The organism is Bacillus sp. ISL-77, assembly GCF_018613105.1.
The window spans coordinates 24,073-48,290 of record NZ_JAGGQY010000053.1 but is presented as its reverse complement, the minus strand read 5'-3'; the positions used below and the strand labels follow the sequence as shown (position 1 = coordinate 48,290).

Genomic DNA, 24,218 nt, shown 5'->3' with positions numbered 1-24,218 from the left:
AGGTGAAAAATTTGTTTACTTATACAGTCCGCCGTGTGTTTTCATTAATACCTGTTTTAATTGGGATGACTCTCGTGGTTTTTGCCATCATCCATGCTATTCCAGGAAATCCCGCTCAAGTAATTCTTGGGCAAAGAGCCACTGCAGAATCAATTGCCACGTTAACAAAGGAATTAGGGTTGGATAGACCTTGGTACATACAATACGCCGATTATATTAATGCTTTACTTCATGGGGATTTAGGAGTTTCACTCAGGACAAGGGGTCCCATTAACGAAGAAATATGGTCCTACTTAGCAGCAACCGCCGAACTAACAGGAGTGGCAATGTTAATTGCCATCATTGTGGGGGTAAATGCAGGAATTGTCAGTGCTTGGTTCTCCAAATCATGGTTTGATTATGTTGCGATGGTTCTTGCACTGATTGGGGTATCATTGCCGATTTTTTGGCTTGGTTTAATGGAGCAATGGGTATTTTCAATTGAATTAGGCTGGCTTCCGACGACAGGAAGAGAGAATGTTAGAGATCCCGTTGCAGCAATTACTAATTTTTATTTAATCGATACCCTCTTACAAGGAAGATTTGATCAATTTATAACGGTCATAAAGCATTTGGTGTTACCTAGCATTGCACTCGCAACGATTCCAATGGCGATTATTGCTCGAATGACCCGCGCAACCATGCTGGAAGTGATGAAGTCAGATTATGTCCGTACCGCAAGAGCAAAGGGACTGAGCATGTTTTGGGTCGTTTATAAACATTCCTTAAAAAATGCCGTTATCCCTGTTCTAACTATCATCGGGCTGCAAACCGGTCTTTTACTTGGAGGAGCTATATTGACGGAAACAATCTTTGGCTGGCCAGGAATCGGGAGATATCTATATGATGCGATCGGCTATCGAGATTATCCGGTTATCCAGTCAGGGATATTAATTATTGCGGCAATTTTTGTACTCATTAATTTAATTGTGGATCTATTATATGTTTTTGTTGATCCACGAATTAAATATACCAAGTAGAGGAGGGGGATCTTAAAGTGGCGGAACTTGCAAAAAAACCGGTAAATATGGCAACGGTAATTGTTGAAGAAAAGCTGACACCTCCCTGGAAGGAAGCATGGATTTCATTTTATAAAAACCGATTAGCAGTAGTTGGTTTAGGAATTGTGGTCTTTTTTATTATCATTGCTATAATCGCTCCTATTATTGCTCCATATAGCTTTAAAGATCAAGTGTTGGCAGATCGAATGCTCCCACCTTCAAGTGAGCATTGGTTTGGGACAGACGACTTTGGCCGAGATATTTTTTCTCGTATTGTTTATGGTGCAAGAATATCATTGTGGGTTGGCTTTTTCTCAGTTTTAGGCTCAGTTGTGGCAGGGACATTACTAGGAATTGTAGCTGGATATTACGGCCGCTGGGTAGATGCGATTATCTCACGTATTTTTGATATTATGCTAGCTTTTCCAAGTATTTTATTGGCGATTGCGGTTGTTTCTATTTTGGGGCCATCCCTGCAAAATGCTTTGATTGCGATCGCGGTTATTAATATACCGAACTTTGGACGACTTGTTCGCTCCAAAGTATTAAGTGTTAAACAGGAAGAATATATTATGGCTGCCCGTGCCGTCGGAATGAAAGATTCACGTATTCTTCTCCGTCATATTTTACCTAATAGTATATCACCAGTAATCGTTCAAGCTACATTAGCGATTGCCACAGCAATTATTGAGGCAGCAGCCCTTGGTTTCCTTGGAATGGGTGCACAAGCACCGACACCAGAGTGGGGGAAAATGCTTGCCGATTCAAAAAATTATATCACTCAGGCACCATGGACGTTATTCTTTCCAGGGGTCGCTATAATGCTGACCGTGCTCGGATTTAACTTAATGGGAGATGGGCTGAGGGACATCCTAGATCCGAAAATGAAACAATAGACGTAGAGACTCCTGTGTGGGTCTCTTTCTTTTGGTGTCAGGCACCATTAACTTGATTAATTAATAATTGTCTAAAATCTCAAAATAGCATTATAATTATGCTTATTAATTTGTTTTACCAATTGGGGGTTTGACGTAAATGTTGAATAGAAATAAGAGTATTGTTTTTATTGGGTTTATGGGTGTTGGAAAAACTACTATCGGCAAGATGGTTGCTAATAAACTAAATCGTGATTTTATTGATATTGATGAACAAATTGAAAAAGAATACAACATGCCAGTGTCCCAAATTTTTTCTGAATTTGGTGAGAAAGTTTTTAGAGAAAGAGAAAAAAGTTTAATTGCAAGTCTAGCGTCCCAGCAACAAAAGGTTATTTCTGTCGGCGGCGGTGCCTTCCTACAAGAAGAAATTAGAAAGACCTGTTTAGAATCTTGTATTGTTATTCTGCTAGATTTATCATTGGAGGGCTGGAAAGATAGATTAGGTCTGATTATAGACAGCCGACCTGTTTTAAAAGGAAAGTCAATTGAGGAAATGGAAGATCTTTTTTACAAAAGACAAGATATTTATGTTAACCATCATTTGAAGATTTCAACTGATAGCAAGGATGCAAAAGAAATTGCTGACCAAATTATTGACGAATTAAATTCAATCTAGGGAAAAATAGGTATCAAAACTTATGTAGAATGAGACAAGGAGTGGGAACAAATGACTAAAACAGTAACGGTTAGAGGTCTCGTCATTGGGGAAGGAATGCCAAAAATTTGTGTCCCGTTGGTGGGAGAAACACTTGTACAATTAAAGGAAGAAGCCGAATTTTTAAAAACAATTGACTTAGATGTAGTGGAGTGGCGGGTTGACTTTTTTGACAAAGTAGAAGATTTTGAGCAGGTGAAAAAGGCTCTTGCTGAAATTCGCACGTTTCTGCCTACTACACCACTTATCTTTACCTTTCGAAGTCATAAAGAAGGCGGCAATAAGGAAATAACCACTGCTTTTTATTTTGAATTAAACAAGACGGTCGCAGAAACAGGTCTGGTGGATATCATTGATGTTGAGTTATTTAATGATGAAAATGAAGTCAAAACAATAATTGAAAAGGCACATGCAAAAAATGTTTTTGTTATTGTTTCTAACCATGATTTTCATAAGACGCCAACAAAAGAGGAAATTATCTCGCGGTTACGGAAAGCACAAGAGTTTGGGGGCGATATACCAAAAATTGCTGTAATGCCAAATAGTACAGCCGATGTGCTAACCCTCTTAGATGCAACAAATACAATGAACGAACAGTTTGCGGATAGGCCGTTCATTACCATGTCTATGGCAGGTAAAGGGGTCATAAGTCGATTGGCTGGAGAAGTATTTGGATCTGCTGTTACTTTTGGGGCAGCAAAAAAAGCCTCAGCACCCGGACAGGTAAATGTGAAGGAGTTGCGAAGTGTATTAAATTTGTTACATGAAAGTCTATAAAAATCCGAAAAGCACTCAGAGGAGTGCTTTTTCTATTTTGTAAGGAGACAGGCACGAATAAGCACCAATAAGCACCAATCGTTACCAGTGACTTCTATTTTCTAATAACATGTGCACGTTTAATCTCTATCGTTATCAATTTTTGAAATTGTAAGGAAATATTTATAAAACAACAAATTTATCGAACAGATTTACCTCAAAAAACAAATAACTATACAATCTAAATCATTCAAGTTAAAATGACTTTAAGCATACAATTCCAATAAGAAAGGTGGGGATTTTGTTGGCAGATAAGATTTTTTCGATTCCGCGGCCTCTAGTTAGAACAAATCAATCCATTATAGTACTAAGTGTGATGTTAACATGGGTGTCAGGGCTAGAGTGGTATTTATTAGTTCCGTTGATTGCTGGGCTTACGGGGATTATCTTTGGTTATAATCCAATTATGCAGATTCGAAAACAATTCTTAAGGAAGGACCCAAAGTCCTACATTCCTGAAGATTGGGAACAGCAGCAATTTAATCAGAAGATTTCAGTGGCATGTCTTGGAATAGGCTTCCTTAGCTTTATTCTTGGTTGGAACACGGTTGGGTATATTTTCACTGCACTTGTTGCAGTCGCCGCTTTTGTAGCCATTTTGGGTTTTTGTATTGGTTGTTTCATCCATTTTCAATGGAAACAATATAAATATAGACGAACGGTCCGATAAATATCGAAGAGGTTTTATATCTCAATAAAATATGAAGAGATCTAAGTTCTTGCCAATGGCAGGAGCTTTTTTGGTGTCGTTGTTTAATGGTATGTCAGCCACTACTATTTAATTAGATCTTGGTAAGGGAAGTTATGCTTATTTTGAAAAATACTTATAATGGATTAATTGTATTTATCAGGATGATCAAAAATGAAAGCGGAAAGGTAATGAACCTAATACGTAGTTTCTGTTTCTTTCTAATACTTAAGATTTGCATAAAAATTGTATAATCTAACATCTTTTTTTGAAAGCGTTTTCAAAAAAATAGGCAATTATTTTCAATGAAAACAGAAAATTAAGCTATTTTTTTATTGAATAATTATATATATGTATGTATAATAATTCATTATGAAAGACACTTAGGAGTTGGGTAAATTGAAGGCTGCAATTATTGGTGGTACCGGTTATGGATCAATTGAGTTAGTGAGGTTAATCAATAAACACCCTTATTTGGAGATTGGTTCAGTTATTTCAAACTCACAATCAGGGTCAAACTTTAGCGGAATTTATCCACATCTTTCTGAGATTGCTGATCAACCTCTTGAAACCTTTGATGTTGATAGATTGTCTGAAAAGAATGATATTGTATTTTTTGCAACCCCATCAGGTGTGAGCAGCAAACTTTTGCCACAACTAGTTGATAGAGGGATTAAAAGTATAGATTTATCCGGTGATTTCCGGCTAAGGTCTGCTGAAGAATTCGAAACTTGGTATAAACACTCACCTGCTGAGGAGAAATATTTAAACCAAGCAACCTATGGTTTGAGCGAAATTTATCCAGACCAAATTAAGCCGGCCAAATTAATAGCTAATCCGGGCTGTTATCCGACTGCGACAACACTCGGTCTTATTCCGATATTAAAAACAAATTTGGCTGATGAAAAGTCGATTATCATTGATGCAAAATCTGGTGTTTCTGGCGCTGGAAGAGGACTTTCCTTAACAGCCCATTATTCGGAAATCAATGAAAACTTAAAAGCTTATAAACTAGGAGCACATCAACATATTCCGGAAATTGAGCAAGTACTTTCAGATGAGAGCGGTAATCCAATTACCATTTCATTTACTACCCATCTTGTTCCAATGACAAGGGGAATCATGTGCACGATGTACGTGAATCTAACAGAGGAAATTTCATCAAAAAAAATTATAGATTTATATAAACAATTTTATCAAGATTCTCATTTTATAAGAGTGCGGCCAGTAGGAAATGTACCATCAACAAAAGAGGTACTCGGTTCAAATTATTGCGATATCGGCCTACATGTTGACGAAAGAACAAACCGCCTGACCATCATTTCAGTTATCGATAATTTAGTTAAAGGGGCTGCCGGGCAGGCCATCCAAAATGTGAATTTGATGAATGGCTGGGATGAGCGAACAGGGCTCACAGACATTCCAATGTATCCATAAGTAAAACTACTACCTTTTATGTATAGAACGAAGTGAAATCTGAAGGGGGAAATTAAATTGACACAAGCTACATCAACAAATGAAATCGTAATTATTGAAGAAGGTAGTGTGACCTTACCTAAAGGATACAAAGCAGGCGGCATGCACTGTGGAATAAAAAGAAAGAGACTTGATCTGGGATATATCGTTTCAGAAGTTCCTGCAACAACTGCAGGGGTGTACACAACCAACATCTTTCAAGCAGCTCCATTGTTAGTTACCCAAGAAAGTATCGCAAAAGAAAATAAGATTCAAGCAATTATTGTAAACTCAGGGAATGCCAATGCCTGTACAGGAGAGCAAGGTTTACTTGATGCATTTGCTATGCAAAAGGGCTTTGCAAGCGAACTGGGAATACAAGACCATCTCGTAGCGGTTACTTCAACGGGAGTGATCGGGGAACTACTGCCGATGGATAAAGTAAATGCAGGGATAAAACAAATCCTAAATAAAGATAATGAAAATGAAAATAATTTTATGAATGCTATCCTAACAACTGACACTTGTATCAAACATTTAGCAGTGCAAATGAAAATCGATGGAAAAACAGTTTCCATTGGCGGTACCTCAAAGGGTTCTGGAATGATTCACCCTAACATGGCTACCATGCTTGGATTTGTAACAACAGATGCAAACATTGCCCAAGAAGACCTGCTTGGAGCATTGAGAGATATAACTAATCAAACTTTCAATATGATTACGGTTGATGGTGATACAAGTACGAATGATATGGTTTTAGTTATGGCAAATGGCTTGGCTGATAATGAACCACTAACTAAAGATCACCCTGAATGGAATATTTTTAAACAAGGGTTAAAAATCGTTTGTGAGTCACTTGCTAAAAAAATTGCAAGAGATGGTGAAGGTGCTACAAAACTAGTAGAAGTTCAAGTAAATGGTGCCTATAGTCAAAATGCAGCAAGTGCAGTTGGTAAAGCGATTATTTCATCCAACCTAGTTAAAACTGCAATTTATGGAACGGATCCAAACTGGGGAAGAATTGTTACTGCAATTGGCTACAGTGGTGTACCAGTTGAACCTAACGCAATTAAGGTGGCAATTGGACCATTTACAGTATTCGAAAATGGTCTTCCGAGCAACTTTGTTGAGGAAGAAGTGAAGGAATACTTAGAGTCGGAAAATGTTAAATTAAGTGTTGAATTAAATCAAGGTAAATATAGCGCTACAGCCTGGGGATGCGATTTAACTTATGATTATGTGAAAATCAACGCATCTTACCGCACGTAAGGGAGGACCTGAAAATGAAATATATAGTCATTAAGTGCGGCGGAAGTGTGTTAGATAATCTCCCAAGGTCCTTTTATGAAGATGTCGTAAAAATGCATCAAGCTGGTAAGTGGACACCAATCATTGTCCACGGGGGCGGGCCACTTATCACTTCATTATTAAAAAACTTAAATGTTGAAACTACATTTGTGAATGGTTTAAGAGTGACTAATCATGAGGTGTTAGATGTCGTCGAAATGGTATTAAGCGGTTCAGTCAACAAACAAGTTGTAAGAAATATTGTAGAAGTTGGCGGAGAAGCTCTAGGTGTGAGTGGTGTTGATGGCAGTTTGTTAAAAGCAGAGCCAACTTCTGATTCAAAGAATTTAGGTTTTGTAGGGGATGTAATCGAAGTAAATCACAATGTAATAGATACAATCGTAAAACAAGGATATATACCAGTCATTTCACCCATCGGAATAGATGCTAGCGGACAGCGATACAACATTAATGGAGATATAGCAGCAAGTGCGATTGCCAAAGCTTTGGAAGCAAATCTTTGTTTTATCAGTGATATTCCAGGGATTTTAATTGAAAAAAATGGAATGAAGACGAAACTTGATAAAGCTTCCAAATCTATAATTGAAACGTTAATCGATAATAAAACAATTTATGGCGGGATGCTTCCGAAGGTAAAAGCCGCTATTGACGGCCTTGTTCATAACATACCTGAGGTTGGTATTATTAATGGATTTGAGAAAAATAGCTTGATAGATTATATGGATGGAAAAAAAGTCGGCACAAAAATTGTCTTAGAAGAGGGGATCGCGTAATGTCAATCAATAATTCAATCTCCCTAGCCTCGCCAGTGATGGCAACATACAGTCGATTCCCTGTTACTGTCGTTAAAGGGAAGGGAAGCTATGTTTGGGATGAAAAGGGTACTCAGTATTTAGATTTCACTTCCGGTATAGCGACCTGTAACCTAGGGCATGTGCCTGATGTCGTAAAAGAAGCACTTGAGGAGCAATTACAGAATCTTTGGCACTGTTCAAACCTCTATAACATACCGAATCAGCAGCAATTGGCCGCTCTTCTTACCGCCAATAGTTGCGGGGACCAAGTATTCTTTTGTAACAGTGGGGCGGAAGCAAATGAGGCAGCGATCAAGTTAGCTAGAAGGTATGCCAACAAAGTGAAGGGAAAGGAATCACCTGAAATAGTAACGTTTCAGCAATCCTTTCATGGTAGAACGCTAGCCACCTTATCGGCAACAGGACAAGAAAAAATTCAGCAAGGATTTTTTCCGTTAGTATCCGGGTTTAATTATCTTCCTTTTAATGATGAAGAAGCGCTTGAACTGCTCTATACACTCGAGCCTGCAGCCGTTCTCCTTGAGCTTGTTCAAGGAGAAGGTGGAGTCATCCCAGCGAACCAAGAATGGGTTAGTAAACTTGCAAAAATTTGCCAAGAAAGAGAAATCCTCCTGATGGTGGACGAAATCCAAACAGGGATCGGTAGAACAGGCACACTGTTTGCATATGAACAATACGGCATAGAGCCCGATGTCATTAGCATTGCAAAGGGACTTGGTTCAGGTTTTCCAATTGGAGCAATTATCGCAAAAGAAGAAGCCGCTAAAGGATTTGACCCAGGAAGCCACGGCAGTACTTTTGGAGGAAATCCATTAGCAACAGCCGCAGGACTCGCGACTGTTACACATATTACTGAAAGTAATTTATTAAATAACGCCAACGAAATTTCAGGGTACTTAGATAAAAAGTTACAAGAACTGAAGGAAAAGTACTCTTTTATAAAAGATATCCGCGGACTCGGCCTGTTAAAGGGAATGGTCGTCGAAACAAATGCCTTAGAAATTGTTCAAAAGGCAATCGAAAACCATCTTCTTATCTTAACAGCCGGACCAAATGTAGTGAGAATTTTACCGCCGTTAACTGTAACAAAAGCAGAAATAAATGAATTTATTAAAGCATTGGAAATAACTTTCCAAGGTATTGAGAAAGGCGAGTGAGTATGTTGCAGAATGGATACCTTACTTTGGAAACGGGAGAAGTATTTGAGGGGGTACTAATTGGTGCCGAAAAAGAGTCTTTCGGAGAAGTGGTTTTTAATACAAGCATGACTGGGTATCAAGAGATTATCACTGATCCATCATACGCAGGACAAATCATTACCTTCTGTTATCCCATTATCGGTAATTATGGGGTTAATGCAATCGATGATGAGAGCATCACACCAGCATTATCAGGGGTGATTATCGGTGATTTATGTGAAACACCGAGCCATTATCAATCCGTAAATAAATTCTCTGAAAAACTAAAGCAGGCAGGAGTTCCTGGGATTGCAGGAATTGATACGCGTCTTTTAGTAAAAACCATTCGCAGCCGTGGGACGGTAAAAGGGTATTTAAGCCAGTCCAAGAATGGCGAAATATCAGCACCAGAAAAATCTTCATTTTGGGTGGAGAAAGTATCAACTAAAAAGATCCAATATTTCAAAAACCAAGGGCCACATGTGGTGCTCATGGATTATGGATTTAAAAAGTCGATTCTCAATGCCCTGCTAGATGAAAACTGTGCGGTAACAATCGTCCCATACAATACACCTTATGAAAAAATAAAGGCCTTGAATCCAGATGGTGTCCTGTTCAGTAATGGGCCTGGGGATCCAATGGAATTAAAAAAATGGTTTCCAGAAATAAAAAAAATAAGTCAGAACTATCCTACACTTGGCATTTGTCTTGGGCATCAATTAATCGCCCTTGCATATGGGGCTAAAACAAAAAAACTAGCCTATGGGCATCGCGGTGGTAATCATCCAGTTAAGGAACTTACGACTGGAAAAGTGAAAATCACAGCACAAAATCATGGCTATGTTGTAGTTGACGAAAGTATTGACAACAAGGAATTCGATGTCACCTACCGAAACGTAAATGACCGTTCGATTGAGGGGTTAATGCATAAGAACCATCAAATACAAACCGTGCAATTTCATCCTGAAGCCCATCCAGGACCAAGCGATACAGAATATATTTTAAAAAATTTCGTAACTCAGATAGCTTCTATGGGAGAGACTGTTTATGCCATTAAATAAAAGTTTAAAAAAGGTATTAGTGATTGGATCAGGTCCAATTGTTATTGGGCAGGCTGCAGAATTTGATTATGCAGGTACACAGGCATGTATAGCCTTGAAAGAAGAAGGAATTGAAGTTGTTTTAATTAATAATAACCCGGCCACCATCATGACAGATGAAGCCGTTGCCGATAAGGTATATATTGAACCGCTTAACGTTGAAACCATAGAAAAAATCATCAAGAAAGAAAAACCAGATGGAATTATTGGTACACTAGGCGGCCAAACGGGTCTGAATTTAACTGTGCAGCTTTACGAACAAAATATTTTAGAAAAATACAATGTTGAATTATTAGGAACATCTGTTGAGTCTATCAAAAATGGTGAGGACAGAGAAAGGTTCCGTAACTTGATGCTTAAAATTGGTGAACCAATTCCAGAGTCCGCGATTATTCACAGCTTTGAGGAAGGCGTGTCCTTTGTAAAGGAAATTGGATTTCCAGTCATCATTCGCCCTGCGTATACACTTGGAGGGGATGGAGGCGGCTTTGCTTATAATGATGAAGAACTGGAAGCTGTTCTGAAAAAAGGCTTAGCGGCAAGTCCGATTCAGCAGGTGTTGGTAGAAAGAAGTATCAAAGGCTGGAAAGAAATTGAGTATGAAGTCATGAGAGACGACAATGACACCTGCATCATCGTTTGCAATATGGAAAATATGGATCCAGTCGGTGTTCATACCGGGGATTCCATTGTCGTTGCTCCGTCGCAAACATTAACAGATGTCCAATATCAAATGCTTCGTGATTCTTCTATAAAAGTTATTAAAGAATTAAAGATTATCGGTGGTTGTAACATCCAGTTTGCTCTTCATCCGGAATCGAATCAGTATTACATTATCGAAGTAAATCCAAGGGTGAGCCGTTCTTCTGCACTCGCATCTAAAGCGACTGGTTATCCAATTGCCAGGATGGCTGCGAAGTGTGCGATTGGGTATCATTTGGATGAGATTGTGAATCCGATAACAGGTAATACCTTTGCATCATTTGAGCCAGCGATTGATTATATTGTGGTAAAACTACCTCGCTTTCCTTTTGACAAATTCCCTGAAGCGGACAGGACCTTAGGAACGCAAATGAAGGCAACTGGGGAAGTCATGGCGATTGATCGGACATTTGAAGGTGCCTTAAACAAAGCCATTCGCTCGATGGAAATGAATGTTTATGGACTTTGCCTCGAAGGAAATAAATTAATTGATGAAAAGAACTTACTTGAACTTCTTAAACAGGCAAATGATCAGCGATTATTCATCATTGCAGAATCGCTTAGAAGAGGGATCTCACTTGAAAAAGTTCGACAGTTGACCGAGATTGATCTATGGTTTTTACACAAAATTAGCTCAATCGTTACGTTAGAAACGGAATTAGCTTCCTATAATTGGAGCGATGTTCCAGTTTCCTTGCTTAAGGTAGCAAAGCGAAATAATATTTCCGACAAGCTCTTATCTCAAATATATGCTATTCCTGAAAAGCAGGTAAGAAGCAAGTGGAAAGAACTCAACTGGAAACCTGGTTATAAAATGGTTGATACCTGTTCAGCTGAGTTTGATGCTGTTACACCTTACTATTATTCAACCTGGCACGGGTTTGATGAAGTTGAAGTGACGAGCAAGAAAAAGATTCTTGTCATTGGTTCTGGCCCAATTCGAATCGGCCAAGGGATTGAATTTGATTACTGTTCAGTACATGCGGCAAATGCGATCAAGAAAAAGGGCTTTGAAGCGGTTGTTATCAATAACAACCCTGAGACTGTTAGTACCGATTATTCGATTGCAGACCGCCTTTATTTTGAACCACTCGCAGCAGAGGATGTACTTCATGTCATCGAAAAAGAACAGGTGGAAGGTGTATTGATTCAGTTCGGTGGCCAAACTGCCATAAATCTAGCCCATGATTTAGAAGAAGAAGGGATCAAAATTTTAGGTACTACGGTGAAAAATGTTGATCGACTAGAAGATCGTAAAGAATTTTACCAGTTGCTTGAAGACTTAAACATTCCGCATATAGAGGGTCAAACCGTTTCGCATTCTGACGAATTAATAGAAGCAGCCACTAAACTGGGTTATCCAGTCCTGGTGCGCCCATCCTATGTCATTGGCGGCCAATCAATGTTTACTATTTTTTCAGAAGCGGAATTGAGCCAGTATATACTGCAACTGGAGAAAAATTCGCAAGCAACGATGTGGCCATTATTAGTAGATAAATACTTACCTGGATTAGAGTGCGAGATTGATGTCATATGTGATGGGGAAAATATCGTCGTCCCAGGTATCTTTGAACATATAGAAAAAGCTGGGGTCCATTCAGGGGATAGCATCTCGGTGTTCCCACCGATTTCACTGTCAGAGAAAATTAAAGAAACGTTAATTGATTATGCTGAAAAAATTGCAAATTCAGCACCAGTTATTGGAATCATGAACATTCAATTTGTTATCTATGAAGGCCAGGTTAATGTGCTTGAAGTCAATCCGCGTTCTTCTAGAACAGTGCCAATCATGAGTAAGGTCACAGGAATTCCGATGATTGAATGGGCGACACGCGTTCAATTAGGAGAGACCCTCTCAGTTCTATGTTCAACAAAGGGACTAATGGATGAGCCATCCTATTTTTCAGTAAAAACACCTGTATTTTCATCGAGTAAGCTAAAAGGTGTTGACCATGTGCTAGGACCAGAAATGAAATCAACAGGTGAAGCGCTTGGCATGGGAGTAACCTATCAAGAGGCACTTGAAAAGTCGATTCCTACTCTTGGCGGGCAACAAGATGAAAATTATATTTTCTGTTCCATTTCTGATCGAGATAAGCAAGCATCTCTTCCTATCATTCAAGAACTTGTAATAAAACAATACAAGATTGTTGCTACAGAGGGGACCGCTTCATATTTCCAAAACCATGGAATTGATGTTGAAAAAGTGATTAAGGACGATGAAGAAGTCATTGAACTTTTCCGAAAACAGTCCATGAAGGCTGTCATAAATATACCGAATCAAGGACGAAATAAAATTAAATTTGGTTTCCAGATTCGCGAACATGCGGTTCGCTACAAGGTACCAGTATTTACACACTTAGATACAATTGAAGCGGTAATCGGCCTGGAAAAAGGATCTAGATCCGATTCTGAGGTTCGATCTATGAATGAATATTACAAGTTGGAAGAGAGAGGTGCCATTCATGGGTGAGGCCATTAAATTAAATGAAATTAGTAATATAAATAAGCCGAAACTTAAAGGAAAGGGCTGTTTACAGCTTTCCGATTTTAGTACAGATGAAATCCTCTATCTTCTAAACGAGGCGATAGAGATGAAAAAGCTCCAAAAACAAGGAAAACCGCATCCGTATTTAAGCGGGAAGGTTTTAGGGATGATTTTTGAAAAATCATCCACCCGTACAAGGGTATCATTTGAGGTAGGGATGTTGCAGTTAGGCGGTAATGCAATATTCTTAAGTTCAAAGGATATCCAGCTTGGAAGAGGAGAAAGTATTTCTGATACCGCTAAAGTTTTGTCGCGCTATGTGGACGGATTAATGATTCGAACGTTTTCACACGATTCAGTCGAAGAATTAGCTGAGCATGCAACAGTACCAGTTATTAATGGTTTAACTGACCTGCAGCACCCTACCCAAGTGTTAGCAGACCTTTTAACGATTCTTGAGCATAAAGGGAAACTGTCCGGCTTAAAGATGTGCTATATTGGGGACGGCAATAACAATATGGCTCATTCTTTAATGGAAGGCGCGATGAAGGTTGGAATGGATATTAGCATTGCCAGTCCACCAGGATATTTGCCTGATGGAGAAATAACAGAGAAGGCAATTAAAGTTGGAAAACAAACTGGATGTAAGCTCGTGATTACAAATGATCCACTAGAAGCTGTTAAAGATGCAGATGTCATCGTAACAGATGTCTGGACCAGTATGGGGCAGGAAGAAGAAACTTCAAAAAGACTCGAGGCGTTCCATGGATTTCAAGTAAATAATGAACTTTGTAAAAATGCAAAGGAGGACTATATCTTTTTGCATTGCTTGCCCGCCCATCGAGGCGAAGAGGTAACAGCAGAGGTCATCGATGGTCCTCATTCAGTGGTTTTTGATGAAGCGGAGAACCGTCTTCATGCCCAGAAATCAATTTTAAAACTTTTACTAGCATAATTGTTTCCTTTTTCATGAGATTTGTTGTATAATAATTCTATCGGTTGAATAAAAATACACATAATACACATACAGTAAGAGGAGAATAATAACAATGACAAAAGAAAAAATCATTTTAGCCTACTCAGGCGGTTTAGATACATCAGTTTCAGTAAAATGGATTCAAGAAAAATATGGCTACGATGTAATTGCATTAGGTCTAGATGTCGGTGAAGGAAAAGACTTAGAAGCCATCAAAAATAAGGCACTGAATGTCGGAGCCATTAAAGCCTATATGATCGATGCTAAAGAATTATTAGCAAAGGAATATATTTTACCAGCATTAAAAGCAAATTGCTTATATGAAGGAAAATATCCATTATCTTCAGCTTTATCCAGACCGCTTATATCAAAATTATTAGTAGAAGTAGCTGAAAAAGAGGGCGCCACTGCTGTTGCTCATGGCTGCACAGGTAAAGGAAATGACCAAGTACGTTTTGAAGTTTCCATCCAAGCATTGAACCCAAGTTTAAAAGTTGTTGCCCCTGTTCGTGAATGGGGAATGACACGTGACGAAGAAATCAAATATGCTGAGGAGAACGGAATTCCAATCCCAGTCGATTTAGATAATCCATTTTCAATTGATGCCAATATCTGGGGACGTGCTTGTGAGGCCGGAGTTCTAGAGGATCCATGGGCTGAGGCGCCAGAAGCAGCCTTTGATTGGACGAATCCAATAGAACTTACACCAGATGCAGCGGAGTATGTTGAAATTGAATTTGAACAGGGGGTACCTGTTGCTGTTAACGGTGAGAAACTCCCACTTGTTCAATTAATTGAAACCTTAAATGAGCTTGGCGGCAAGCACGGTGTTGGCCGTATTGATCATATTGAAAATAGATTAGTAGGAATTAAATCTCGTGAAGTGTACGAAAATCCTGCTGCGCTAATTTTAATCAATGCCCATAAAGAATTAGAGTTTTTAACTCTAACTCGTGAGGTTACCCAATTTAAGACACAAGTTGAACAGCAAATGGCTAAGATCATTTACGAAGGACTTTGGTATTCTCCGATAAAACCAGCACTTGATGCATTTATTAATGAAACTCAAAAGAACGTTTCTGGAACAATTCGTGTCAAGCTTCATAAAGGTAATCATACGGTTGTGGGCAGAAAGTCTCCTTACAGCTTATACAACGAGGAACTAGCAACGTATTCAAAAGGTGATGCGTTTGATCATAATGCCGCAGTAGGATTTATTAAGATTTGGGGTCTGCCAACAAAGGTCTATTCAGAAGTGAATAAAAAGGAATCAATTTTAAAATAATTCGGATTGCCCTCGAATCCTTTTTCGAGGGCTGTCTTGTTAGGTTAAGGGGGAGCAATCAATGTCTAAGTTATGGGGCGGCCGTTTTACGAAAGAAACGAATAAGCTAGTTGAGGAATTTACAGCCTCAATTACTTTTGATCAAAAGCTAGCCAAGGAGGATATCGCAGGAAGTCTTGCCCATGTGCAAATGCTGGGTGAGTGCGGTATTATTCCAATGGAGGATGCTATAAAGATTAAGGACGGACTACTCTCCATCAAGAAAATGGTCGACGATAACGCGGTAGAGTTTTTAGTTGAAGATGAAGATATCCATATGAATATTGAGAAGTTATTAATAGAAAAAATTGGTCCGGTGGGAGGAAAGCTCCATACAGGGAGAAGCCGTAATGATCAGGTGGCCACCGACATGCATCTATACTTAAGAACGAAAACAACTGAGCTGATTAAATTAATAGAAGATGTCCAGCAGGCATTAATTGAGCAGGCGAAAGAGAATGTCCAAACGCTAATTCCTGGATATACTCACCTGCAGCGTGCCCAGCCTGTATCCTTTGCCCATCATTTAATGGCTTATTTTTGGATGTTTGAACGTGATAAAGAGAGATTGATTGATAGTTTGAAGCGTATCAATTGGTTACCTCTTGGTTCAGGGGCATTGGCAGGAACGACGTTTCCGATCAATCGTGAACGTGTCGCGGAACTGTTGGGGTTTGAAACGGTTTATCCTAATAGTATGGATGCTGTCAGTGATCGCGACTTTATCCTTGAGTTTTTATCGATTGGTTCCATAATCATGACCCATATTTCCAGATTATCCGAAGAGCTTGTCATTTGGTCGAGTCAGGAGTTTCAGTTCGTCGAGTTGGATGATTCGTTTTGCACAGGTTCAAGTATTATGCCGCAAAAGAAAAATCCAGACGTACCTGAGCTGCTACGTGGAAAAACCGGACGGACATATGGTAATTTAATCGGACTGCTCACCGTTCTTAAAGGTCTGCCACTCGCCTATAACAAAGATTTACAGGAAGATAAGGAAGGCATGTTTGATACGGTTGAAACGCTTGAAGGTTCCTTAATGTTATTAGCACCAATGATTGAAACGATGACAGTAAATAAAGACGTGATGCGTAAGGCCATTAACAATGACTTTTCTAATGCCACAGATATTGCTGATTACTTGGTAAGAAAAGGTCTGCCTTTCCGTGATGCACATGAAGTTATTGGAAAAATTGTTTTATATGCGATTCAGTCTAACAAATTTTTGCTTGATTTGAGCTTCGAAGAATATCAAGGCTTTAGTCCATTATTTGAGGAAGATATTTATGTTGTATTAGCTCCTGAGCATGTTGTTGGTGTCCGAAATAGCTTTGGGGGAACGGCTCCAGAGCAAGTGGAAAAGCAAATCCAGTTAGCTGAGGGAAAACTGCAGCGATAAATATGAAATTTTGAAAGCCTGCCAACTGGCAGGCTTTTAGTCTTTAAAATTTGTATTAAAAACTAAAATATTAGATAATTTTCCCATGAGAATTTTTACAAATGACAGGAGGAAAATGATGAAAATTCGTGTGTCTGCCGTGCAGTACCATTTACATACGATTCAATCCTTTGAGGAATTTGCTTCACAATGTGAGCACTACATAAAAACTGCTGAAGAATTTGGTGCAGAGTTTGTCCTCTTTCCAGAGTTCTTTACGACCCAGTTATTATCGATTGGTAATGGCCAAGGTCAAAGCCTAACAATCAATGATCTGCCAAGTTTTACCGAACAGTATCGAGAGTTGTTTTCTAATTTTGCCCAAAAAACGAACATTCATATTATTGCGGGAACGCAGGTAATTGAAAAGGATGGTAAGTTGTATAATACCGCCCATTTATTTTATCCAGATGGAAGAATTGGGGAGCAGGCCAAACTTCACATTACACCAACTGAAGTCCATGAATGGAATATGGCACCTGGGGATTCCTTTCAAATATTTGAAACAGAAAAAGGGAAAATTGCCCTCCTCACTTGTTATGATATTGAATTTCCAGAAATCGTACGCATGGCAAGGGCCAAAGGTGCGGATGTCATCTTCTGTCCATCCTGCACAGATGACCGTCATGGATTTCATCGAGTTCGGTATACCAGCCATGCTCGTGCAGTTGAAAACCAAGTATATGTGGTCTTAACGGGAACAGTGGGTACACTGCCAACTGTGGATTTTATGCGGGCTAATTTTGGCCAGGCCGCAATTATTACTCCAAATGATATACCATTTCCTCCAAAAGGCATTTTGGCTGAAGGGGAAATTAACGATGAAATGATCGTGACAGCTGACCTAGATTTAAATTTATTATCTGAAGTAAGGGAACGTGGTTCTGTTACAACCTGGCGTGATCGAAGGACCGATTTATATACAGATTGGGAAAAGTAAACTAAGGGGTGGGTGTTTCCTTGTACCGAAGTGAATTTTTTGTTTATGACCAAGATCGGCCTGTGCCGGTTATCATTCGCAATTATTCAAAACTGGATTTTGACAATCTTATCAAAATTCAATCTGAGTGCTTCCCACCTCCTTTTCCATCAGAATTATGGTGGAATAAAGAGCAATTAACAAACCATGTGACCTTGTTTCCAGAAGGTGCATTGTGTGTTGAAGTGGACGGTGAATTGGCTGGGTCACTTACCGGCTTAACTATCGACTTTGATCCAGACGATAAAAGTCATACATGGGAAGAAATCACAGACCATGGATACATACGCAACCATAATCCAAAGGGTAATACCTTGTATATCGTCGATATCAGTGTTCGTCCGAAGTACCGTAAACTAGGGTTAGGAAAATTGTTGATGCAGGCTATGTACCATGTTGTGATTGAAAAAAGTTTGGATCGATTACTAGGCGGCGGTAGAATGCCAGGATATTATAAAGCAGCTGATAGCTTGACACCTGAGCAATATTTAGCTGCGATAATTAAAGGGGATATACAGGATCCTGTCATCACTTTCTTGTTGCGCTGCAGCCGTGTGCCATTAGGAATTGTTGAAAACTATCTCGAGGATGAAGAATCCTACAATTATGCAACATTAATGGAATGGAAAAATCCTTTTAAATGAATGGGAGGCATGTATCTCAATGGAATATATTAGAATTACCAATATAGATGATCAGAATTTTAGAAGGCTTCATAACTTAATGGGAGAAATTTTTCCCCCAGAAGAAGTACTAGCATATGAGTTATGGAAAGAGCCATTAGAAGATCCGAGTATTCGCGTGTTTGTAGCAGTCGATGGCGATAAAGTCTTAGGTGCAACCGAATATCGTTATTATCCGGATTGGAATATTGCCATGACAGATTTTACGATCATCAGTCAACCTGGGCTAAGCCTTGGACGTTTTTTAGCTCAAAACCGGTTAAAGGATTTACAACAATTAGCTAAAGAAAATGGACAAGTGCTATTCGGCATGTTCGCAGAAATATATGATCCGTACCGGGTGGAAGATCACGAATTTGGTGGAGTAAGGGTTATGGATCCATATATCCGCCGCGAAGTTCTTTCCCATTTGGGCTATAAACGTATAGATTTTTCATATGTTCATCCTTCCTGGGAAAACAATGGGGAAGTTGTAACAGGGCTTGATTTATGTTTCATGCCATTAGCTGATGAACTTGACTCACTGCCAGCAAACCTTGTAAAGGATTTTCTAACCACCTATTATTCCATTCTTTCAAATAAACCGGAGGAGTGGTTAGAAATGATAGACCGTTTGGGGGACAAGGAAGAGGTATCCCTATTACCATTGTAAAAAAAGAAATTTCAAATAATATTGACAATTACAAAGGAATCAACTAGAATTCTTTTATATCTTGGATATTTAATGAAATAATTAAATAAAACTCTTATCCAGAGCGGCGGAGGGACTAGGCCCGATGAAGCCCGGCAACCATCAAGGTAATTCTTGAAAAGGTGCTAATTCCTGCAGGTTATTTTTAACCTGACAGATAAGAGGAGGAAATCTACCCTCTTCTTATGAAGAGGGTTTTTCTTATTTATATGATATTAAAATAAACAACCAATTGGTCATGTCTAATATTATTTAAGGGGTGGAATACATGTCTGTCATTAAAGTGGCAATTCTAGGTTTTGGTACAGTTGGGGAAGGTGTTTATAGAACAATACAATCCCACGCTGAGGAACTTACTAGTGTTTTAGGGAGAAAAGTAGAAGTGGCTGCAGTACTAATAAAAAATAAACAAAAAACCAGAGACATAAGGGAAGATGTTTTAATAACTACAGATTTTGCCGAAATTCTTAATCTACCTCAACTTGATGTTGTTGTCGAAGCAATCGTCGACAAAGAACAACCTTTTACTTTTTTAAAACAAGCTATACAAAGTGGTTGCCACATAATCACAGCGAATAAAGAAATGTTTGCACACCACGGGAATGAACTGCTCGAGTTAGCTGAGAATTATAATGTTTCGGTGGGTTATGAAGCAACAGTTGCGGGTGGTATTCCGGTTATTCAAACCTTAAGGCAGTTATTAAATGTTAACCGAGTTCGTCACATCCAAGGAATTCTTAATGGGACATCGAATTTTATACTAACGGAAATGCGCGAGAAGAAGCAGTCATTTGCTGATGCCCTCATTTTAGCGCAAGAGAAGGGGTATGCTGAAGTGGATCCAACCAACGATGTGGAGGGATTTGATGCTTTTTATAAAACAATGATTCTCAGCAGAATTGCTTTTGGAGAACAACCCAATTGGAAGAATGTCGAGCGTGCGGGCATTACCTCGATTACAAGAGAGTTAATTGAAACAGCAGAAAAGATGGGATTAAGGTTTAAGCATATTGCAAGTATTAGTAAGACAGGTAGTCAAATTAACGCAGAGGTTAAACCAGTCCTTGTTGGGAAATCTCATCCTTTTTATTCTATTGAAGGCGTAGAAAATGCTGTAAATATTCACTCTGATATTGTTGGTAGTATTACTTTGCAAGGACCAGGAGCTGGGATGTATCCTACTGCAAGTGCTGTTATTGAAGATTTGGTCTATGTCTGTCAAAATCGGTCGTCAAATAAGAATATCACAAAAACAACAGCAGCATGTGATGGAGAGAAAAAAGGGAACGAAAAAGAATTATGGTTAATTCAAGGTCTCTCAAAGAATTATAATAACCCTTTGATTACATGGGTAGCTCAAGCTTCTGATGAGATAGCAATTATCCAGGCGACTAGGGAAGAATTAGAACAGTTAATTAATCAGCAGAAGGCGTCTTGTTACTTTCAAATAATAGGGGAGTATGAAACAGAAAGTAAGAATAAAGAAGTAACTTTAGCTTACCTCTAGGTTAAAAGATGTAACTAGCATTTGTTCCCGTAAAAAAGAGCTTTCAAGGGGCTGTTGACAAATTGTCAACAGCCCCTTGGAGCTCTTTTTTTGTTTTAACAATTTCTACTCTCTTATGTGTAGGGGATATATTAATATCTTAAAAAAAAGCAAACCAAACACCCTAAAACTGGGGATAAGTCTAGTCAAAATCAAATAGTATTCATATTGTGTAAAAGCTCGATCAAATGGACTAGTTATTCATAAAAGTAAATTGAAGAGGTGCGTCATGTTAGGGAATAGCTTAAATGGACGTTTATTAACGAATCTGAAAAATACATTCACCTATGAGTTTTGGGTATTGCCTGAAAGCGTTCATCTTATCGATAAACAATCACGCGATAAGCCGGCAAATGTAAATGGAAAAAATTATATCATTGGACCTGGATATGGGGTGTCCGATAATGATGCAGGGGTTAGTGTTTCAGTTGGACTAAATGGAATTACGATCTATGAACATGCCAAGAAAAATATATATGCGGTGTTAGTCTATGAAGCAATAATTAATGATCTTATTCATATTGCTGTTGTCTATGATGATAGAGAGCCGCAGCTATACATTAATGGTAAGTTTGTAAAAAAGGGTGAACGAAGCCTTAAAACCTATATCTACCCATCGGGGATGATTGGTGGGCAACCAGGTCTATTCTTTAATGGGGATATCAACGAGATTAGGCTATGGGGCCACTGCAGAACAGAACAAAATCTTAATGATAATTTGAATAAAAAGCTAACTGGAAGCGAAGCAGGGCTGTATGGTGTTTGGCCAACACCGCCTGTAAATGAACGAGAAACACAAAAGGTAAATACAAAAAAACAAAACTCCCAAGATAAAAAGGACCTAGGCTCTAATGAGAAACAAATTGAAAAGACACAAGTAAATAAGAACCAAGATATTGAAGTCAGTATAATTATTCCTTCCCTAAATAAATATCCACTAAATCTATTTACACTCCTCTCACTTGAACACCAAACGTTCAATCCTTCAAAAATGGAAGTAATCTTTATTGATGATGCTTCAACTGACCAAACGGAAGAAAAACTAAAGGACTATTCTCCTCCATATCATTTTAAATATATACGTAATAAAAAGAATCTTGGAAGATCACAGGTCCGAAATCTGGGCATTCGTTCAGCAAGAGGGAATATTCTTATTTTTCTAGATGCAGAAATGATAACTGAATCTGATTTTGTTGAAAAACATTATAAGTACCACCAATCAAAAAATAACCTTATTTTGTCAGGGGCCATGCATTCAAAAGTCATATACTCATGTATCTTTCCTGAATTTACTCGAAAGGAAATAAACAAAATCTCAACTTTAACAAAAAATAATCAGAAGGTCTATTCGAGGATTCAAAACTTTAAGTATCCATGTAAAGAGCCGTACCCGTTGCTGGAAAAAGCGATATTGCAAGAAAAGCTTTCAAGGATTTAGGTGTTGCAGTATACCCGTGGTTCCAATCGATTACCAGCAATTTTGCTGTTGACTTAGAAGGGTTTGCGTTTCCATGGATGGCATTTCTTACAGGGAATGTTTCCATGCGTAAAGAGTTTATTATTCAAGCAGGGTTATTCGATGAAGATTTTGTCGGTTACGGATACGAGGATTGGGAATTAGGGTATCGCTTATATAAAATGGGTGCCAAATATATTGTTAGAAACGATTTGACAACGTATCATCAAGAACATCCTATTGGCGAAAGTAAATGGAAAGAGGCAATTAGCAACCTAGGACGATTTATTTTAAAGCATCCTGACATCGACGTGATTATTCTTGGCTTAGAGATTTCAGGTCTTGCAGATTTATTAACGATGAATAAGGTATTGAGCGAATATAAGTTACTTGTTCAATCCTATCCGGAACGGTTTCAAAAATTCGAAGAAAAATTCATCCGCATACTTGAAACAATTGTCCTTTTACTCCAAATTGACATCCGTCACTTAAATATCTTAGGAGCTGCAGGATTTGGCTCTGATGTTAGAAAAGAGCTTCAAGAGGATATTAATTCTATCAAAGGCTTAAAAAAGTTTCCAAATTTAACTTACCTTTTGGAAAAGGTATTGAACTCATAGGAAAGATTCCCCAAACTAGTTTGAAGGAGTGAAAGTGTGGTATCCATTATTACTTGTACAATAAGAGAAGAGAATATTAAAAATGTTTTCAAAAATTATAAACAGCAATCCTGGAAGGATAAAGAGTTGATAATTATCCTTAACAAGGATTCTATGAATATTGATAGATGGATCAAAAAGGCAAAGAAATATCGTAATGTTCAGGTTTATCAACTACACGAAAAAGCAACATTAGGTGACTGCTTAAATTTTGGGATTATGAAAGCAAGTCATGATATTATTGCAAAATTTGATGACGATGATTATTACGGGCCTGACTACATTAAAAGTTCGATGGATGCTTTTAAAAATAAAGATATTTCTATTATCGGAAAAAGTTCTTTATATATTTATTTTAAAAGTGAAAAAGCGCTGATCCATGTAGCAGGTAGTGAGAATTCAATCACAGAAACTGTTGCTGGAGCGACATTAATATTTAGAAAAGACGTGTTCCAACAAGTTCAATTTGAAAAAGTAAATCGAGCGGAGGATTACTTTTTCATTGATCAATGTAAAGAGAAGGGCTTTAATGTCTATTCAACTGAACGTTTTCATTTTGCAGTCATCAGACATGATACCGAAAAACATACATGGAAGATTGCTGATAAGGATCTTATGGAATGGGGAGAATTAATCACCTATACAGAAGATTTCCAATCACTAGTCTCAAAAAAAGCCGCGATTTGAGGATCGAGCAGTGGCTCGCCTTTCCTCCTTTATCATATAAAAAAGAAGCAGGCTGCCCTGCTTCTTTTTTGTTACAGCTTTTCTTAAACTTATTTATTTCTTCTCGATTTTACACGCTGGTTCGCTGCGTTAGCACGTGCTTGTGCTTCAAGGTCGGAATGGTCTGCAAATTCTGCAGAATATTCAACGTCATTTCCATCAGTTATTTTTAGGTTCTTAGGTGTTTGTGGAAGTGAGCTTTTGTTACTATTACCAGTGCCACTATTATGCATACGACCCATAACTAAAAACCCCTTTCATTGTAGGCTTGCAGGAGCCGAATTGCTCCCTTTAATATCATTTACAATTAGAAAGGTAACCATGAATGGAAAATACTTCAGCAGAGCTATATGGTCGTAACTGTGGTCAAACTAGAGTCTGGTTTTTTTGTCGTGGTATCCGCCTGCCCGGTCTGCCATTTTAAATTCTCTTTGATATGAGACTTCCTGCATACTGGTTAATGAGTATTTGCCTCGATCCTTATCTTTTTTCTTCTTTTCCGCCATTTTGCTCATTCCTTTCAACATTTTTTTAGTTAATCGTCATCAAGCTATGTG

23 protein-coding genes and 1 riboswitch are annotated in these 24,218 nt (G+C 38.4%); of the genes, 21 read left to right on the top strand and 2 right to left on the bottom strand.

All coding sequences use genetic code 11. The annotated features are described in order from the left end of the window. The first annotated feature begins 11 nt into the window (after positions 1 to 11). From J7E77_RS22195 to J7E77_RS22095, 21 genes are all read left to right on the top strand, one after another. Entirely contained in the window at positions 12 to 1,019 is a 1,008-nt protein-coding gene (locus tag J7E77_RS22195; RefSeq protein ID WP_214717033.1) for an ABC transporter permease, read from the top strand. A gap of 17 nt (positions 1,020 to 1,036) precedes the next feature. Continuing rightward, entirely contained in the window at positions 1,037 to 1,936 is a 900-nt protein-coding gene (gene nikC, locus J7E77_RS22190; protein ID WP_308160747.1) for a nickel transporter permease, read from the top strand. Between the two features lie 139 nt (positions 1,937 to 2,075). Next, the gene (locus tag J7E77_RS22185; RefSeq protein WP_214717032.1) at positions 2,076 to 2,594 is read left to right on the top strand and encodes a shikimate kinase; all 519 of its coding nucleotides are present in this window, start codon (positions 2,076 to 2,078) and stop codon (positions 2,592 to 2,594) included. A 51-nt stretch (positions 2,595 to 2,645) separates the two neighbouring features. Then, positions 2,646 to 3,410 carry a type I 3-dehydroquinate dehydratase gene (gene aroD, locus J7E77_RS22180; protein WP_214717031.1) on the top strand — a complete coding sequence of 255 codons (765 nt, stop codon included), beginning with the start codon at positions 2,646 to 2,648 and terminating at the stop codon, positions 3,408 to 3,410. Positions 3,411 to 3,693: 283 nt separating this feature from the next. Further along, complete coding sequence (locus J7E77_RS22175; protein WP_214717030.1) at positions 3,694 to 4,119, top strand: DUF4395 domain-containing protein; 426 nt, start codon at positions 3,694 to 3,696, stop codon at positions 4,117 to 4,119. Positions 4,120 to 4,536: 417 nt separating this feature from the next. After that, positions 4,537 to 5,574, top strand: a complete 1,038-nt coding sequence (argC, locus tag J7E77_RS22170; protein WP_214717029.1) for an N-acetyl-gamma-glutamyl-phosphate reductase — start codon at positions 4,537 to 4,539, stop codon at positions 5,572 to 5,574. Positions 5,575 to 5,631: 57 nt separating this feature from the next. Continuing rightward, entirely contained in the window at positions 5,632 to 6,861 is a 1,230-nt protein-coding gene (gene argJ / locus J7E77_RS22165; RefSeq protein ID WP_214717028.1) for a bifunctional glutamate N-acetyltransferase/amino-acid acetyltransferase ArgJ, read from the top strand. Positions 6,862 to 6,875: 14 nt separating this feature from the next. Continuing rightward, positions 6,876 to 7,673, top strand: a complete 798-nt coding sequence (gene argB / locus J7E77_RS22160; protein WP_214717027.1) for an acetylglutamate kinase — start codon at positions 6,876 to 6,878, stop codon at positions 7,671 to 7,673. Continuing rightward, positions 7,673 to 8,872 carry an acetylornithine transaminase gene (locus J7E77_RS22155; RefSeq protein ID WP_214717026.1) on the top strand — a complete coding sequence of 400 codons (1,200 nt, stop codon included), beginning with the start codon at positions 7,673 to 7,675 and terminating at the stop codon, positions 8,870 to 8,872. Before argB ends, J7E77_RS22155 begins: the two co-directional genes overlap by 1 nt. 5 nt (positions 8,873 to 8,877) lie before the next feature. Next, complete coding sequence (locus J7E77_RS22150) at positions 8,878 to 9,954, top strand: carbamoyl phosphate synthase small subunit (protein ID WP_214717051.1); 1,077 nt, start codon at positions 8,878 to 8,880, stop codon at positions 9,952 to 9,954. Then, positions 9,941 to 13,168 (top strand): carbamoyl-phosphate synthase (glutamine-hydrolyzing) large subunit, encoded by a 3,228-nt coding sequence (carB, locus tag J7E77_RS22145; RefSeq protein WP_214717025.1) that lies wholly within the window; start codon positions 9,941 to 9,943, stop codon positions 13,166 to 13,168. Before J7E77_RS22150 ends, carB begins: the two co-directional genes overlap by 14 nt. Continuing rightward, positions 13,161 to 14,138 carry an ornithine carbamoyltransferase gene (gene argF / locus J7E77_RS22140; protein ID WP_214717024.1) on the top strand — a complete coding sequence of 326 codons (978 nt, stop codon included), beginning with the start codon at positions 13,161 to 13,163 and terminating at the stop codon, positions 14,136 to 14,138. Before carB ends, argF begins: the two co-directional genes overlap by 8 nt. Before the next feature lie 94 nt (positions 14,139 to 14,232). Next, the gene (locus tag J7E77_RS22135) at positions 14,233 to 15,444 is read left to right on the top strand and encodes an argininosuccinate synthase (protein WP_214717023.1); all 1,212 of its coding nucleotides are present in this window, start codon (positions 14,233 to 14,235) and stop codon (positions 15,442 to 15,444) included. A 61-nt stretch (positions 15,445 to 15,505) separates the two neighbouring features. After that, complete coding sequence (gene argH, locus J7E77_RS22130; protein ID WP_214717022.1) at positions 15,506 to 16,882, top strand: argininosuccinate lyase; 1,377 nt, start codon at positions 15,506 to 15,508, stop codon at positions 16,880 to 16,882. Between the two features lie 118 nt (positions 16,883 to 17,000). Continuing rightward, positions 17,001 to 17,861, top strand: a complete 861-nt coding sequence (locus J7E77_RS22125) for a carbon-nitrogen hydrolase family protein (RefSeq protein WP_214717021.1) — start codon at positions 17,001 to 17,003, stop codon at positions 17,859 to 17,861. 20 nt (positions 17,862 to 17,881) lie between these two features. Further along, positions 17,882 to 18,544 carry a GNAT family N-acetyltransferase gene (locus J7E77_RS22120; protein ID WP_214717020.1) on the top strand — a complete coding sequence of 221 codons (663 nt, stop codon included), beginning with the start codon at positions 17,882 to 17,884 and terminating at the stop codon, positions 18,542 to 18,544. Between the two features lie 19 nt (positions 18,545 to 18,563). Further along, positions 18,564 to 19,235 carry a GNAT family N-acetyltransferase gene (locus J7E77_RS22115; RefSeq protein ID WP_214717019.1) on the top strand — a complete coding sequence of 224 codons (672 nt, stop codon included), beginning with the start codon at positions 18,564 to 18,566 and terminating at the stop codon, positions 19,233 to 19,235. A gap of 91 nt (positions 19,236 to 19,326) precedes the next feature. Next, positions 19,327 to 19,438: riboswitch (SAM riboswitch) on the top strand. Positions 19,439 to 19,542: 104 nt separating this feature from the next. Beyond that, positions 19,543 to 20,781 (top strand): homoserine dehydrogenase, encoded by a 1,239-nt coding sequence (locus tag J7E77_RS22110; protein ID WP_214717018.1) that lies wholly within the window; start codon positions 19,543 to 19,545, stop codon positions 20,779 to 20,781. Positions 20,782 to 21,049: 268 nt separating this feature from the next. Continuing rightward, complete coding sequence (locus tag J7E77_RS22105; RefSeq protein ID WP_214717017.1) at positions 21,050 to 22,258, top strand: glycosyltransferase; 1,209 nt, start codon at positions 21,050 to 21,052, stop codon at positions 22,256 to 22,258. Continuing rightward, positions 22,231 to 22,896: a glycosyltransferase family 2 protein gene (locus J7E77_RS22100; protein ID WP_308160749.1), complete on the top strand. Its 666-nt coding sequence runs from the start codon at positions 22,231 to 22,233 to the stop codon at positions 22,894 to 22,896. Before J7E77_RS22105 ends, J7E77_RS22100 begins: the two co-directional genes overlap by 28 nt. A gap of 36 nt (positions 22,897 to 22,932) precedes the next feature. Further along, positions 22,933 to 23,622 carry a glycosyltransferase family 2 protein gene (locus tag J7E77_RS22095; RefSeq protein WP_214717015.1) on the top strand — a complete coding sequence of 230 codons (690 nt, stop codon included), beginning with the start codon at positions 22,933 to 22,935 and terminating at the stop codon, positions 23,620 to 23,622. Positions 23,623 to 23,711: 89 nt separating this feature from the next. On the opposite strand, the gene J7E77_RS22090 is transcribed toward J7E77_RS22095, so the two are convergent. Continuing rightward, positions 23,712 to 23,903 (bottom strand): YfhD family protein, encoded by a 192-nt coding sequence (locus J7E77_RS22090; RefSeq protein WP_168242292.1) that lies wholly within the window; start codon positions 23,901 to 23,903, stop codon positions 23,712 to 23,714. A 129-nt stretch (positions 23,904 to 24,032) separates the two neighbouring features. Next, complete coding sequence (locus tag J7E77_RS22085; RefSeq protein ID WP_082797355.1) at positions 24,033 to 24,167, bottom strand: YfhE family protein; 135 nt, start codon at positions 24,165 to 24,167, stop codon at positions 24,033 to 24,035. Positions 24,168 to 24,218: the final 51 nt, after the last annotated feature.

Coding starts and splice junctions, on each gene's coding strand:
- J7E77_RS22185 (WP_214717032.1), top strand. CDS start 2,076: ATGTTGAATAGAAATAAGAGTATTGTTTTTATTGGGTTTATGGGTGTT.
- aroD (WP_214717031.1), top strand. CDS start 2,646: ATGACTAAAACAGTAACGGTTAGAGGTCTCGTCATTGGGGAAGGAATG.
- argB (WP_214717027.1), top strand. CDS start 6,876: ATGAAATATATAGTCATTAAGTGCGGCGGAAGTGTGTTAGATAATCTC.
- J7E77_RS22155 (WP_214717026.1), top strand. CDS start 7,673: ATGTCAATCAATAATTCAATCTCCCTAGCCTCGCCAGTGATGGCAACA.
- carB (WP_214717025.1), top strand. CDS start 9,941: ATGCCATTAAATAAAAGTTTAAAAAAGGTATTAGTGATTGGATCAGGT.
- argF (WP_214717024.1), top strand. CDS start 13,161: ATGGGTGAGGCCATTAAATTAAATGAAATTAGTAATATAAATAAGCCG.
- J7E77_RS22135 (WP_214717023.1), top strand. CDS start 14,233: ATGACAAAAGAAAAAATCATTTTAGCCTACTCAGGCGGTTTAGATACA.
- argH (WP_214717022.1), top strand. CDS start 15,506: ATGTCTAAGTTATGGGGCGGCCGTTTTACGAAAGAAACGAATAAGCTA.
- J7E77_RS22125 (WP_214717021.1), top strand. CDS start 17,001: ATGAAAATTCGTGTGTCTGCCGTGCAGTACCATTTACATACGATTCAA.
- J7E77_RS22115 (WP_214717019.1), top strand. CDS start 18,564: ATGGAATATATTAGAATTACCAATATAGATGATCAGAATTTTAGAAGG.
- J7E77_RS22110 (WP_214717018.1), top strand. CDS start 19,543: ATGTCTGTCATTAAAGTGGCAATTCTAGGTTTTGGTACAGTTGGGGAA.
- J7E77_RS22105 (WP_214717017.1), top strand. CDS start 21,050: ATGTTAGGGAATAGCTTAAATGGACGTTTATTAACGAATCTGAAAAAT.
- J7E77_RS22090 (WP_168242292.1), bottom strand. CDS start 23,903: ATGGGTCGTATGCATAATAGTGGCACTGGTAATAGTAACAAAAGCTCA.
- J7E77_RS22085 (WP_082797355.1), bottom strand. CDS start 24,167: ATGGCGGAAAAGAAGAAAAAAGATAAGGATCGAGGCAAATACTCATTA.